Here is a 12684-nt window from a genome sequence, read left to right as displayed (position 1 = left end):
AAAGTGCGAAGCGTCTTCGCAGGGAAATCAGTCCACTGGACTGATTTCTAATCCTGCTACGATGCGTAGGATAATGCGTAAAAACAAATAGTTGGAGCGGTTCCAACGATTCAGTCAAAACAGGAACCGCTCTTGGGAGTTGGGTAGCGGGGAGCCGAAACCGGCGGTCAGGCAGCGCGCATGACCGGCATCCGGTTGCTGTTGGCGGCAATCACCGTGGCGCGCTTCAATTCGTGGATGACGCGCAGGCTCGTGCCGCCATTCGCGTTGGGCCGAATGCGGAACGTCACCATGCTTTCGAGAAATGGCGGCTCGCTCTCGCGCATCCGGTAGCTGATTTCCTCACCCGGCTTCTGCGACGCGGCGTCGGGTTCCGCCAGCGCATCGGCAGGCAGCCAGTTCTCGCGAAATTCGGGAATGCTGATCGCCCGCCAGACCTTCTGCGGCTCCGCATCCAGCTCGTATTCAAGCTCGATGCCGGTTTCGGCGGGCTTTTCCTGCGGTTCGGTCATTGGTCCATATCCTTCAGCAGGTTTCGGAGAGCATCGATACGGGCAGGCCAGTAAGCGCGGTATTTCGCAAGCCAGTCCGCCATGAGCGCCAGTCCTTCAGGATCGACCTCATAATTCACGAAGCGGCCCTGTTTTTCTTCCCGCACCAGCCCCGCGCCGCGCAGCACCGAAAGATGCTGCGACATGGCCGGCTGGCTGATCGCCATGCCTTCGCGCAGGGCGCTCGCATTCATCGTGCCGGTGGCCAGCTTCTCGAAGATCGCCCGGCGGGTCGGGTCGGCAAGCGCCCGGAATATATCGTTGACCGTATCGTTCTGGTTCATGAATAACACATAAGCACACACTTATGCGATTCGCAAGGCCCGTCTTTCGCCGGTCGGGCAACCCGCCCTTGCACAATTTTGCGTTACCGGATTGCTGCCAGAACGCGCGCATCCGGGCAGAAAACCGGCGGTTCAGCCCGTGTGATCAAAGCCATCAGAAAAATTCAATTGTCTGCAAGGTCGCCGGACTTATGTTCCGGTCGAACAACAGAGACCTCCCTCGACATGAACCAGCAAATCTCCCCCCGGCACGACGTTGCCGTCCGTTATGCTTTCGGCGGTTTTCTCGCCATGGCCGCGGCCATGGGCATCGGCCGTTTCATCTATACGCCGATCCTGCCCGGCATGATGGCGGATACGGGTTTCAATGCCGCCGATGCGGGCTTCATCGCTTCGGCAAACTACATCGGCTATCTCATCGGCGCGATGGTTGCCGGATATGGCTGGTCGGCCGGCATCGAACGGACGAGCATGATTGCGGGGCTGGCGATCAGCGCGCTTCTGTGCGCGGCCATGGCCCTGTTCGATAATGTCTGGATGTTTTCCGCCCTCCGCTTTGCGGCGGGCTTCATCAGCGCCGTCACCATGATCCTGTGCACGGCAATCGTGCTGAGCCATGTCACGGCGGCGGACAGGGCGGGGCTGGGCGCACTGCATTTTGGCGGCGTGGGCAGCGGCATCGCGCTTTCGGCCGTTCTGGTCGCCCTGATCCGCCTTGCCGGTTTCGGCTGGCGCGCCGACTGGATCGGCGCGGCGATCCTGGCCCTCGTCATGACCGTTCTCGTCGCCGGAATGGTGAAGGAAGGCCCCGTCGGGGGAAAAGGCGGCACGCGCGAGCCGCCGCTGCCCGGAGGCTTCGCCTTCAACGCCATTGCGCTTGCCTATGGCATTTTCGGCTTCGGCTATGTCATCACGGCGACATTCCTCATCGCCATCGTAAGGGCCAATGACGGCGGGCCGCTGATGGAAGCGGCTGTCTGGGTGATCACCGGCCTGACGGCTGCGCCCTCCATCTGGCTATGGGCGCCCGCCACCAGACAATTCGGCCTGTCCGGCTCCTTTGCCCTGACGGCGATCATACAGGCGGTGGGTGTCGCGGCCAGCGTCATGCTTGCCCCGCCGCTCGGTCCGCTCGTGGGCGGCGCGCTTCTCGGCGTCACCTTCATGGCGCTGACGGCTTTCGGTTTGCAGATCGCGCGGGTGCTGGCGCCCGCCTCGCCGAAACGCGCGCTGGCGCGCATGACGGTATGTTTCAGCATCGGCCAGATCGTCGGCCCGCTGGTGGCCGGTTTCATGGCCGAGCGCTCCGGCTCCTTCACATCCGCAAGCCTCGTCGCGGCGCTCTCTCTGGTTGTCGTCGCAATCATCGGACTGCTGGCCGGACGCGCGGCGAAGCAACTGGCGGCGTCTCGGCGCTTTTAGACCCTACAGTTGCAAATTCGTCAGGTCGTGGCGAAAAGGGTGATTTTTGAGCACCGGAGCGGAGCGTACTTGAACGTACGTGAGCACCGGAGCGCAGGAAATTGCTCTTTGCAGCCCGACATCACGAAGAATGCGACTGTAGGGTCAGGATTTGTTCTGGCTCGCATGAAGCGCTTCCCCGTCGAGGCGGTCCAGATAGTCGCTGTAAGTGGTGCATCTGACATCGGACCGGGTGCAGACTTCCGACACCAGCCGCTCCATGGCGCGCCAGTAGGCGCCATCGTTCATCAGCACGAAATGGAAGCCGAGCTGAAGCGGCATCCGCGCGCCGGTATATTGCCGGTCGAAGGCCGCGCGAAAGGCCTTATAGGCGCGGTCCTCGAATTGGGCCGCCTGCCGCAGGGCTTCCTTGCCTTTTGAATGGCGCACATAGAGATTGTAATCCATGGCGACGATCGGGCGCTGTGACGGCCCTTCCGGGATGAGCGGCAGGCCGAAGGAGGCAAGCCGGCCGGAGATGACCGGCAGTTCGGGGCCGCGCGCGACCGACGACGCCTGATAGCGAAACCCGTTCGCCTTCAGCGCTTCGCGCACCGGCTTCGATGCGGCCAGATAGGGCGCGCGGAAGCCGGTAATGCCTTTCAGCGCCAGATCGCGCCAGCCTTCCGGCTCGCCCTCGATGCCGTTGTTCGCGTAGGCGTCCGCGGTAATGCGGCGGAACGCCTTGATCTCCGTGTCCCAGTCGGCGGTGGACCAGCGGGTGCCGTCGAAATGGCCGCAGCCATGGCTCGCTATTTCGTTTCCTTCCAGATGGGCCTGCCAGATATTGCCGAGCCTTGCGGCAACCTCGTCGCGGCTGAGCGCGAAACCGACATTGGAGGCACCGGCGCGCTTGTGCGGCGGCTGGTAGTCGCGCCGGTCCTGCCTGGTCATCAGGAAGACGCAGGACAGGAAATAGGTGAAATGCGCATTGTTTTTCTTCGCCAGTTCGCGCGAGCGGGCCCAGAGCGCATTGTCATGCGCGCCGTCGAAGGAGATGAGCACATATTGCGGCTTCACCGGCCTGTTTTCGGGCGCGGCTTCCGGCGATGCGGCCTGCGCCGCGAAGCTCGCAAGCGTGAAAACGGAAAGCGGAACGAATGGGGGGAGGGAAAAACGCATGAAAATCAGGTACCGGGCGGGAGGATGATTGTCCGTAGCTGCTGAATATGGCGGAGATCGGACGGAAATCGACTTTATGACGGCTGGGAACGCTTATTTCGCGGACGGGTCTTACATATGGCGACAATTCCGACTAAAAGCGCCAGAACATCTATTTCGTAAACCAGATTCAAGAACGATGGCAGGTCCATGGCAGACGACAGTTTCATTCGCGAGGTAAACGAGGAACTCCGTTCGGAACGGGCGAAGCAGGTCTGGAAGAATTTCGGCCCGGTCGTCATCGGTGCCGCCGTGGCTGTCGTTCTGGGAACGGCTGGCTGGGTCGGCTATCAGCACTGGGTCGACAGCAAGGCTTCCGCTTCCGGCGACAAGTTCCTGGCTGCGCTCGATCTCGCCTCTGCCGGCAAGAACGACGAGGCGCTCGCCGCGCTCGACGATCTGGAAAAGACCGGCTATGGTTCCTATCCGGTTCTGGCGCGCCTTCGCGCCGCCTCGGTCATCGCGGAAAAGGGCGATGCGGCGGGCGCCGTAAAGGCGTTCGACGACGTTGCGGCAGATAATGCCGTGCCTGCGCCGCTGCGCGATGTGGCGCGTCTGCGCGCGGGCTATCTGCTTGTCGACAGCGGGTCTTATGACGATGTCGCCAAGCGTGTAGAGACGCTTTCGGCCGATGGCTATCCGATGCGCTCAAGCGCGCGGGAAGCGCTGGGGCTTGCAGCCTGGAAGGCGGAACGCTTCGACGATGCCGTCAAGCTGTTCCAGCAGATCGCCAATGACAGCCTGGCTCCTGCCAATATCCGCCAGCGTGCCAATACGATGCTCGATCTGATGCGCGGCGCGGGCGTCAAGGTGCCCGACGCGCAGAATACATAAACAAATACATAAACAATTTTCGGTTTCTGGAGTCATCCTCTCCCATGGGTTTCACAATCGCCATCGTCGGGCGTCCCAATGTCGGCAAGTCCACGCTGTTCAATCGCCTTGTCGGCCGCAAGCTGGCGCTGGTGGACGATCTGCCGGGCGTCACGCGCGACCGGCGCATTCACGATGCCAGGCTCTACGATCTGAAATTCCAGGTGATCGACACGGCCGGTCTCGAAGAGGCTGCCAACGATAGTCTGGAGGCGCGTATGCGCGCCCAGACCGAGGCCGCCATCGAGGAAGCCGACGTCATCCTGTTCATCATCGACGCCAAGGCCGGCATCACGCCGGCCGACAGCACCTTTGCCGAAGTCGTGCGCCGTTCCGGCAGGCCGGTGGTTCTGGTCGCCAACAAGGCGGAAGCGCGCGGCGCGGAAGCGGGCATGTACGACGCGTTCCAGCTCGGCCTCGGCGAGCCGTGTCCGATTTCCGCCGAACACGGCCAGGGTATGCCCGATCTGCGTGACGCGATTGTCGAGCTTCTGGGTGAAGAACGTGCCTTCGCCGACGAAAAGCAGGAGGAAGCCGAGAGCGAGGCTTTCACGCCCGCCACTGTCGGCGCGCTGGTCGGTGACGATATCGAGGACCCGGACGCGGAAGAAATTCCGGCCTATGACGCCACCAAGCCGCTCAGGATCGCCATCGTCGGGCGTCCGAATGCGGGCAAGTCCACGCTGATCAATACGATGCTGGGCGAAGACCGCCTTTTGACCGGACCGGAAGCGGGCATCACGCGCGATTCCATTTCCGTCGATTGGGAATGGCATGGCCGCAGGATCAAGCTGTTCGACACGGCGGGGATGCGCCGCAAATCGCGGGTACAGGAAAAGCTGGAAAAGCTTTCCGTCGCCGATGGCCTGCGCGCCATTCGCTTCGCCGAAGTGGTCATCATCGTGCTCGACGCGACGATCCCGTTCGAAAAGCAGGACTTGCAGATCGCCGACCTCATCATCCGCGAGGGCCGCGCGCCGATCATCGCTTTCAACAAGTGGGATCTGATCGAGGACCGGCAGATGGTTCTGGCCGATCTCTACGAGAAGACGGCGCGCCTGCTGCCGCAGGTGCGGGGCTTGCGCGCCGTGCCGATTTCCGGCGAGCGCGGGCAGGGCATCGACAAGCTCATGGAGAATGTCGTCAAGACCCATGAAATCTGGAACCGCCGCATCTCGACAGGCCGCCTCAACCGCTGGCTGGAAGGCGTCATCGCGCATCAGCCGCCACCGGCGGTTTCCGGTCGTCGCCTGAAGGTGAAGTATATGACGCAGGTCAAGACGCGCCCGCCGGGCTTCGTCGTGTCCTGCTCGCGCCCCGATGCGATGCCGCAATCCTATGTGCGTTATCTGATCAACGGCCTGCGCGAAACCTTCGACATGCCGGGCGTGCCGATCAGGCTGTCGCTTCGCACCTCGGACAATCCGTTCGCAGGGCGGGCGAAAAAGAAGAGATAGGACAAAGCCCGGAGCGATCCGGGCTTTTTTCATCATCCTCTGTTGAAGAAAACGGTTCGGTCTGCTACGTCGCCGCCTCCCCGAATTTCTCACCCCCCCCAAAAAATTTTTCATGGACAAGGTGCTGCAATGACGAAGGCTGACCAGAGCCGCTTTGACGGCGTGACGCTAGGAATAGACTTCGGCACCACCAACACGGTTATTTCCGTGGCCTCGCCGGACGGCACGACCGCCGTCCTGAGCGTTCCGAAGGATGGCATCGACATTACCGGCTATCGTTCGATCCTCTGCTTCTGGCAGGATCGCGAGACCGGCGAGCGCACGGTGGAAAGCGGGCCGTGGGCCATGGACGCCTTCGTCAATGCACCGCATTCGACGCGTATGCTGCAATCCTTCAAGACCTTTGCCGCCAGCAAGTCCTTCACCGACACGCCGGTCTTCGGCAAGCGCTTCAAGTTCGAGGACATCCTGAATACCTTCCTTGAAAGCGTCGCCGCCCGGCTCGGCGACCGGATGCCGCCCAGGGGCAATCGCGTGGTCATCGGCCGTCCGGTCATCTTCGCCGGTTCCTCGCCGGACGAGGCTCTGGCCATGCAGCGCTATGAAAAGGCGTTCCGCGCCTTCGGCTTCACCGATATTCATTATGTCTACGAGCCAGTGGCGGCGGCCTATTTCTATGCGCAGGAACTGAAAAGCGACTCCACCGTGCTGGTCGCCGACTTCGGCGGCGGCACGAGCGATTTTTCCATCGTGCGTTTCGAGGTCGGCAAGGACGGCCTGTCCTTCACGCCGCTCAGCCAGACCGGCCTCGGCGTTGCCGGGGACACCTTCGACTACCGCATCATCGACAATGCCGTCTCTCCGCTGCTCGGCAAGGGCAGCGAATACAAATCCTTCGGCAAGCGGCTGACCATGCCGAACCATTATTATGCGAATTTCGCGCGCTGGAACACACTGTTCCTGATGAACTCGCCCGCGACGATCCGCGAACTCGACGAACTGGCCCGGCAGGCCGTCGATCCCGGACCGCTCGAACATTTTATCCATCTGATCGAGAACGATTACGGTTACGAAATCTACCGCGCCGTATCGGACCTGAAGGTGAAGCTTTCCTCGCAACGCCTGTCGGAATTGCATTTCAAGGCCGATGGTTTCGAAATCCGCGCGGACATCACGCGCAACGATTTCGAAAACTGGATCGGGGGCGATGTGCGCCAGATCGAGCAGTCGGTCGAACAGGCGGTGGAAAAGGCCGGTCTCGATTTCGCGGGCATCGACCGCGTCTTCCTGACCGGCGGCACATCCTTCGTGCCGGTGATCCGCACCGTCTTTGAAGAGAGCTTTTCCGGCGCCATGGTGACAAGCTCGAACCAGTTCGATTCCATTGCCAACGGCCTCGCGCTCATCGGGCAGGACGCGAATATCGAACGCTGGGCGGTAAGATGGTAACGTCCGGCCAGACAGGCCGGTCCCCCGAAAACGATGGCGGTCAGTTGCCGGCGGAAGGGAAGGGACAATTGCTGTCGCCTTCCTCGCATTTCAGATAGCGCTTGAAATCGTCGATGCGCTGCATGGTCAGGCCGGACAGGCAGATCGCGCGCGACATGCCGGCAATGCTGCCGCCGCCGATGGTCTGCATGTCGCATTCCGCGTCGCGATAGGCGATCCAGGCGCGCTGCGATTTGACGAGGCTCTGCTTCAGTTCCGCATCGTCCGCCCGCCGTTCAAGTTCCTTATAGAGCTTGTTCAGTTCACCATCTGATGTCTTGAGCTGGTTGCCATAGCAGCTATTGAGATCGGCCTGCGAGCCGCTGACGTTCTGGCAGTCGTCGGCTTGCGCCGTAGAAAGCGACAGCGTCGATCCAAGCAGCAGCGCTGCGGCATGAACCAGAAAGCGTTGCATGGGTTTTCCTCCGTGCCCGTTAGCCTGTTCGTTCAACACCGAACATAGATCGTAAAACATTCAGGGAAAGGGATTTTCAGGACGCGCCTTTGCAGGTCACGCCAAAACCGCAACGAAAACAAGGCGGCGCGCAATGTATTAATCCTAAATTAATCAATATTTTCAATTAGTAAACAAATATCTGTTAACCATACATCAAGGTTAATACTCCATTATCGCCGACATCAGTTAAGTCAGTTTGAGTGGAGTTCACGGTGCGTCTTGTATCATTACGAGCGCTGTTTGGCCGACGCAAGGCCGCTGCCGAGCCGGTGTGGCACTATCCGGTCACGGGCTATTGCCCGGAGGACGGACGCTATTACGCCGTGCGGGCAAAGGCGCGCCAGCCGGTTCAAAAGCCCCATCGTCTGATACCGCTGGTTCTGGCGGTTATGGCCTATCTGTTGAATTCCAATGCGATTGCCTTGCAGGATATGGCGAGCCTCGTGCCTTCCGCCGATCTCGGTACTCATCGCTGGACGGCCTATGTCGCCAAGGCCCCTGTAGGCTCTGTCCATCAGGCCGAAATGCCCTTCGTGGATGCGACGACGGTCACGGGCAGCATCGCCACCAACGGCATCGAGGTGCCGGGCATCGGTCGCGTCGCACTTTCGGGCAGCAGGAAGACGGCCAAGCTTGGCGTTGACGATCCGAACCCCGACGAAAACCGGATCAATCGCGCCGACAAGACCGGCCGTCTCGTCTCCGTCAAGCCCAGGGCTCCCGCCAAGGCCTTCACGGCAGGCAGCATGTTCGACAAGATCAGCATGATCACGCGTCCGCCGGAAAAGGTGGACGCGAAACTGGCCTTCACCAGAAAGCTGGAAGGCAAGGAAGTCGAAATCACCATGGCTTTCCATGCGGTGAAGCCGCCGAAGCCGCGCCCCGAAATGCCGGTTCAGTTGGCCAGGCTCATAACCAATGACCAGCCGGACGCGCTGGCCCTTGGTTATGCGCCTGCCGCGCCCGATTACGGCAAGACCTCGCCGTTCGAGAGCATCCTGAAGCCCGATCCCGCCGAGGGCCGTTTCGTGCCGCCCATCGGCAAGAAGGACCATGAATGGGCGGCGACCCCTCTGCCCCCTTCAGCCTTTGGCAAGCGTGAACAGAAATGCCTCGCCGAAGCCGTCTATTACGAAGCGCGCGGCGAAAAGGTGAAGGGGCAGGTGGCTGTCGCGCAGGTCGTGCTCAACCGCGTTCGCAATCCCGCCTATCCGGGCACCATTTGCGGCGTGGTCTACCAGAATCGCGACTGGCTCAATGCCTGCCAGTTTTCCTTCGCCTGCGACGGGCAGAAGCACCGGGTGACCGAGATGCCGCAATGGCGTATGGCGCAGCAGGTGGCGAAGACCGTCTCCGCAGGCCAGATCTGGTTGCCCGACGTGGGGTCGGCGACCCACTATCACGCGACCTATGTCCGGCCTTTCTGGGCGCCGACCATGAAGAAGGTGACGAAAATCGGCCTTCACGTCTTCTATCGCACCTATGGCGGCGGCTGGAGCTGATCCGCGCCCGCGACGATATCGCGGGAGACGGGATCACGTTTTTGTCAGCAGACTAAATACCCGGACAGGCATATTTGTAGTGTTCGGCCTTCATGCTGACACATCCCGCTTTGCATGAAATCGATTCCGTTTTTCCGGCGGATCGTGCGACGAATGTGAGCCTTTGGTTGGAAAATGAGTCGCACCACGATCTAAATGATTGTTTTTACTGATTAAAAAACCTTTTGGAGCAATGCCTGCACTGCCTTGACTAGCGGGCGGCGTGTCAATATGTTGCGCGCAACTTGGAAATGGGATTGGAATCCTCGCATTTCTTGAAAAAAGGAGCTGCCAATGGCGCGCAGGGCCGAGCCCGGAAAGCCATCCGGTGCGATCAAGGATGCGAAGAACGAACCCGGTTCCGGGGAGCTGGATCAGCGTTTGAACCGTCTGGAGGCCGAACTGGCCAAAAAGGGCGTTCTCAGGCAGCCGGCTTCCGAAGAGGAGCGATCGGAGACTGCAAGTTCGGTCGCGCAGGCCATGAAGATTTCCAGCGAGTTCATCGCGGGGGTCGTGGTCGGTGCGGTTCTGGGCTGGTTCATCGATCGTGTCGCCGGTACGTCGCCCTGGGGATTGATCGTATTCCTCCTTCTGGGCTTCGGGGCAGGCGTCCTCAATGTACTTCGTTCCGCAGGTTATGTTGCCGAACAGGGCAATATTAAGTCTAGCGCGGAAAAGGACGGCAAGAAATAGCGCCTGACGGGCTTCACAATAAAGTTCGTTCAAGTGTAAGTGAATAAATGGGCCATGTGCCCGAGAGATTGAAACGCCTCTGGGCGGGACAAATTGCTTTCGGGTAAGCAGAAATTGCCTTCGGGCAGGCCAAATTGCCTTCGGGCAGGTAAGACAGGCGAGGTTAAGGTGGCGAACGATCCGATCCATCAGTTCCAGGTTTCCCGATGGATTCCCATCGATGTAGGCGGTGTGGACCTCTCGTTCACGAACGTTTCGGCCTTCATGGTCGCAACCGTCGTTGTCGCTTCGGGCTTTCTTTATCTGACTTCGTCAGGTCGCGGTCTGATCCCGACCCGTCTACAGTCGGTTTCGGAAATGGCCTATGAATTCGTGGCGACCAGCCTCAGGGATTCGGCGGGATCGAAGGGCATGAAGTTCTTCCCCTTCGTCTTCTCCATATTCATGTTCGTGCTGGTTGCCAATTTTATCGGCCTGTTCCCGTATTTCTATACGGTCACCAGCCAGATCATCGTGACCTTCGCGCTGGCGCTGCTGGTCATCTGCACGGTCATCATCTACGGTTTCTTCAAGCACGGCTTCGGCTTCCTCAAGCTCTTCGTGCCGAGCGGCGTTCCGGGCATCATCGTCCCGCTGGTCGTCGCCATTGAAATCATCTCGTTCCTTTCGCGTCCGATCAGCCTCTCCGTTCGTCTTTTCGCGAACATGCTCGCAGGCCACATCACGCTCAAGGTTTTCGCCGGTTTCGTCGTCTCGCTGGCCGCTCTCGGCCCGATCGGCATCGGCGGCGCTGTCCTTCCGCTCATCATGACGGTTGCGATCACCGCGCTCGAATTCCTCGTAGCCTTCCTCCAGGCCTACGTGTTTACCGTTCTCACCTGCATGTACATCAACGACGCAGTACATCCGGGACACTGAGTTCAAACCGGCGGGCGACCGCCAGAACTGAAATCCGCGCTTATTTCAATCCAGAAGGAGCTTAACATGGAAGCGGAAGCAGCAAAGTACATCGGCGCCGGTCTCGCCTGTTTCGGTATGGCCGGTACGGCTCTCGGCCTCGGCAATATCTTCGGCCAATACCTCTCCGGCGCTCTGCGCAATCCGTCCGCTGCCGACAGCCAGTTCGGCCGTCTGGTGTTCGGTTTCGCCGTTACGGAAGCTCTGGGCATCTTCTCGCTGCTCATCGCGCTTCTGCTCCTCTTCGCCGTCTAATCAACGGTTGCAGGAACTGGCCTGCCGCGAAGCAGCTTTGGGAGCATGATCCGAAAATCATGCTCCTTGAAGAAATGCAGATGCGGCTGGCCTTTGCATATGACGTCTGAGTAAGGCATGATCCGGGTCCAATCGGAAGGGATCAGGCTGGATTAAAGGGGAAATCTGGATGTTCGTGTCCACGGCGTTTGCCCAAACCGCCACCGAATCGCAACCGGCACCAGCTGCTGGCGAGCACGGCGCAGCCGATGCTGTGCACACCGAAACCGGGGTCGCGCACGATGCCGGACACGGCAGCGGCGTATTCCCTCCGTTCGATTCCACCCATTACGCCTCGCAGCTTCTGTGGCTGGCGATCACGTTCGGGCTTTTCTATCTGTTCATGTCGCGCGTGGTTCTGCCGCGCATCGGCGGCGTGATCGAAACCCGCCGCGACCGCATCGCCCAGGATCTTGAGCAGGCAGCCCGCCTCAAGCAGGATGCCGATAACGCCATCGCTGCCTATGAGCAGGAGCTGAGCCAGGCCCGCACCAAGGCCGCTTCGATCGCCGAAGCCGCCCGCGAGAAGGGCAAGGGCGAAGCAGATGCGGAACGCGCTTCCGCCGAAGCCGCTCTGGAAGGCAAGCTCAGGCAGGCCGAGGAACGCATCGCCGCGATCAAGGCCAAGGCCATGAGCGACGTTGGCACCATAGCCGAGGAAACCACGGCAGAGATCGTCGAGCAGCTTCTTGGCACGAAGACCGACAAGGCTGCCGTGTCGGCCGCCGTCAAGGCTGCGAACGCCTGAGGAGAGCACGATGGATAATACATTCTGGGCATTTGTTGGCCTTATTATTTTCCTGGCGATCCTTGTCTATCTGAAGGTTCCGGCAGTGGTCGGCCGTTCGCTCGACGAGCGCGCTGACCGCATCAAGAAGGAACTCGAGGAAGCCCGTACGCTCCGCGAGGAAGCCCAGCAGCTGCTGGCCGAATATCATCGCAAGCGTAAGGAAGCCGAGAAGGAAGCGGGCGATATCGTTGCTTCCGCCGAGCGTGAAGCGAAGGCACTCCTTGAAGATGCCAAGCGCGCGACGGAAGAATATGTTGCACGCCGCAACAAGCTCGCGGAGCAGAAGATTGCAACGGCTGAAACCGATGCCATCAATGCGGTGCGCGCTTCGGCTGTCGATCTCGCGGTTGCCGCCGCAGGCAAGATCGTTGCCGAAAAGGTCGACACAAAACTCGCCGGCAACCTGTTCAAGGATGCACTGACGCAGGTCAAGTCGAACCTGAACTGAGTCGACGGTCGGGCGGGCAGACACCCGATCCGCCCCCATCCGCCAAGGAATTTATGAAACGCCGCTCCTGAACAGGGCGGCGTTTTTCTTTGCCTATTTTATTTGATTTCGACGAATATGTTGCAGCATGGCTCGTAACCGCCCGATTGTTACCGTGGGGAATATGTCTTGACACGTTCGACGACTTCCTGGTCGTCGACAAAGCATTCGAGGAATTCTTGCCATTTTT

The 12684-nt window shown here is 60.3% G+C and carries 14 protein-coding genes; 10 read left to right on the top strand and 4 right to left on the bottom strand.

Annotated elements, in window-relative coordinates; translation table 11 throughout:
* Nucleotides 1-167: 167 nt before the first annotated feature.
* On the bottom strand, nt 168-512 hold the full coding sequence (locus FHS76_RS10435; RefSeq protein WP_183651791.1) for an SRPBCC family protein: 345 nt from the start codon (nt 510-512) through the stop codon (nt 168-170).
* Nucleotides 509-835, bottom strand: a complete 327-nt coding sequence (locus FHS76_RS10430) for an ArsR/SmtB family transcription factor (protein WP_183651789.1) — start codon at nt 833-835, stop codon at nt 509-511. The genes FHS76_RS10435 and FHS76_RS10430 overlap by 4 nt, the downstream gene beginning before the upstream one ends.
* Before the next feature lie 225 nt (nt 836-1060).
* On the opposite strand from FHS76_RS10430, the gene FHS76_RS10425 reads away from it, so the two are divergent.
* Nucleotides 1061-2257, top strand: coding sequence for a YbfB/YjiJ family MFS transporter (locus FHS76_RS10425; RefSeq protein ID WP_183651787.1), 1197 nt, complete (start codon nt 1061-1063; stop codon nt 2255-2257).
* Between the two features lie 144 nt (nt 2258-2401).
* Here FHS76_RS10425 and FHS76_RS10420 read toward each other — a convergent pair whose 3' ends face one another.
* Nucleotides 2402-3418: a polysaccharide deacetylase family protein gene (locus FHS76_RS10420; RefSeq protein ID WP_183651784.1), complete on the bottom strand. Its 1017-nt coding sequence runs from the start codon at nt 3416-3418 to the stop codon at nt 2402-2404.
* 189 nt (nt 3419-3607) lie between these two features.
* Between FHS76_RS10420 and FHS76_RS10415 the strand changes: the two genes are divergently transcribed.
* The 3 genes from FHS76_RS10415 to FHS76_RS10405 all read left to right on the top strand — a co-directional run bounded on the left by FHS76_RS10415 (nt 3608) and on the right by FHS76_RS10405 (nt 7236).
* Nucleotides 3608-4291: a tetratricopeptide repeat protein gene (locus FHS76_RS10415; RefSeq protein ID WP_183651780.1), complete on the top strand. Its 684-nt coding sequence runs from the start codon at nt 3608-3610 to the stop codon at nt 4289-4291.
* Between the two features lie 44 nt (nt 4292-4335).
* Nucleotides 4336-5787, top strand: coding sequence for a ribosome biogenesis GTPase Der (der, locus tag FHS76_RS10410; protein ID WP_183651777.1), 1452 nt, complete (start codon nt 4336-4338; stop codon nt 5785-5787).
* A gap of 129 nt (nt 5788-5916) precedes the next feature.
* On the top strand, nt 5917-7236 hold the full coding sequence (locus tag FHS76_RS10405) for an Hsp70 family protein (RefSeq protein WP_183651774.1): 1320 nt from the start codon (nt 5917-5919) through the stop codon (nt 7234-7236).
* 40 nt (nt 7237-7276) lie between these two features.
* Here the strand turns inward: FHS76_RS10405 and FHS76_RS10400 are convergent, their stop codons facing one another.
* Nucleotides 7277-7690 carry a lysozyme inhibitor LprI family protein gene (locus tag FHS76_RS10400; RefSeq protein ID WP_183651771.1) on the bottom strand — a complete coding sequence of 138 codons (414 nt, stop codon included), beginning with the start codon at nt 7688-7690 and terminating at the stop codon, nt 7277-7279.
* A gap of 254 nt (nt 7691-7944) precedes the next feature.
* On the opposite strand from FHS76_RS10400, the gene FHS76_RS10395 reads away from it, so the two are divergent.
* The 6 genes from FHS76_RS10395 (at nt 7945) to FHS76_RS10370 (ending at nt 12455) form a co-directional block, all read left to right on the top strand.
* Nucleotides 7945-9234 carry a cell wall hydrolase gene (locus tag FHS76_RS10395; RefSeq protein ID WP_183651768.1) on the top strand — a complete coding sequence of 430 codons (1290 nt, stop codon included), beginning with the start codon at nt 7945-7947 and terminating at the stop codon, nt 9232-9234.
* Nucleotides 9235-9567: 333 nt separating this feature from the next.
* Nucleotides 9568-9966: an AtpZ/AtpI family protein gene (locus FHS76_RS10390; protein ID WP_183651765.1), complete on the top strand. Its 399-nt coding sequence runs from the start codon at nt 9568-9570 to the stop codon at nt 9964-9966.
* A 168-nt stretch (nt 9967-10134) separates the two neighbouring features.
* Nucleotides 10135-10884, top strand: coding sequence for a F0F1 ATP synthase subunit A (locus FHS76_RS10385; protein ID WP_183651762.1), 750 nt, complete (start codon nt 10135-10137; stop codon nt 10882-10884).
* Nucleotides 10885-10950: 66 nt separating this feature from the next.
* Complete coding sequence (locus FHS76_RS10380; protein ID WP_002963544.1) at nt 10951-11178, top strand: F0F1 ATP synthase subunit C; 228 nt, start codon at nt 10951-10953, stop codon at nt 11176-11178.
* A 169-nt stretch (nt 11179-11347) separates the two neighbouring features.
* Nucleotides 11348-11965 (top strand): F0F1 ATP synthase subunit B, encoded by a 618-nt coding sequence (locus FHS76_RS10375; protein ID WP_183651759.1) that lies wholly within the window; start codon nt 11348-11350, stop codon nt 11963-11965.
* Nucleotides 11966-11975: 10 nt separating this feature from the next.
* Entirely contained in the window at nt 11976-12455 is a 480-nt protein-coding gene (locus FHS76_RS10370) for a F0F1 ATP synthase subunit B (RefSeq protein ID WP_183651757.1), read from the top strand.
* Nucleotides 12456-12684 lie beyond the last annotated feature (229 nt).

The organism is Brucella daejeonensis (assembly GCF_014199265.1).
Taxonomy (GTDB): Bacteria; Pseudomonadota; Alphaproteobacteria; order Rhizobiales; family Rhizobiaceae; genus Brucella; species Brucella daejeonensis.
This window is presented reverse-complemented; position numbering and strand designations above follow the sequence as displayed.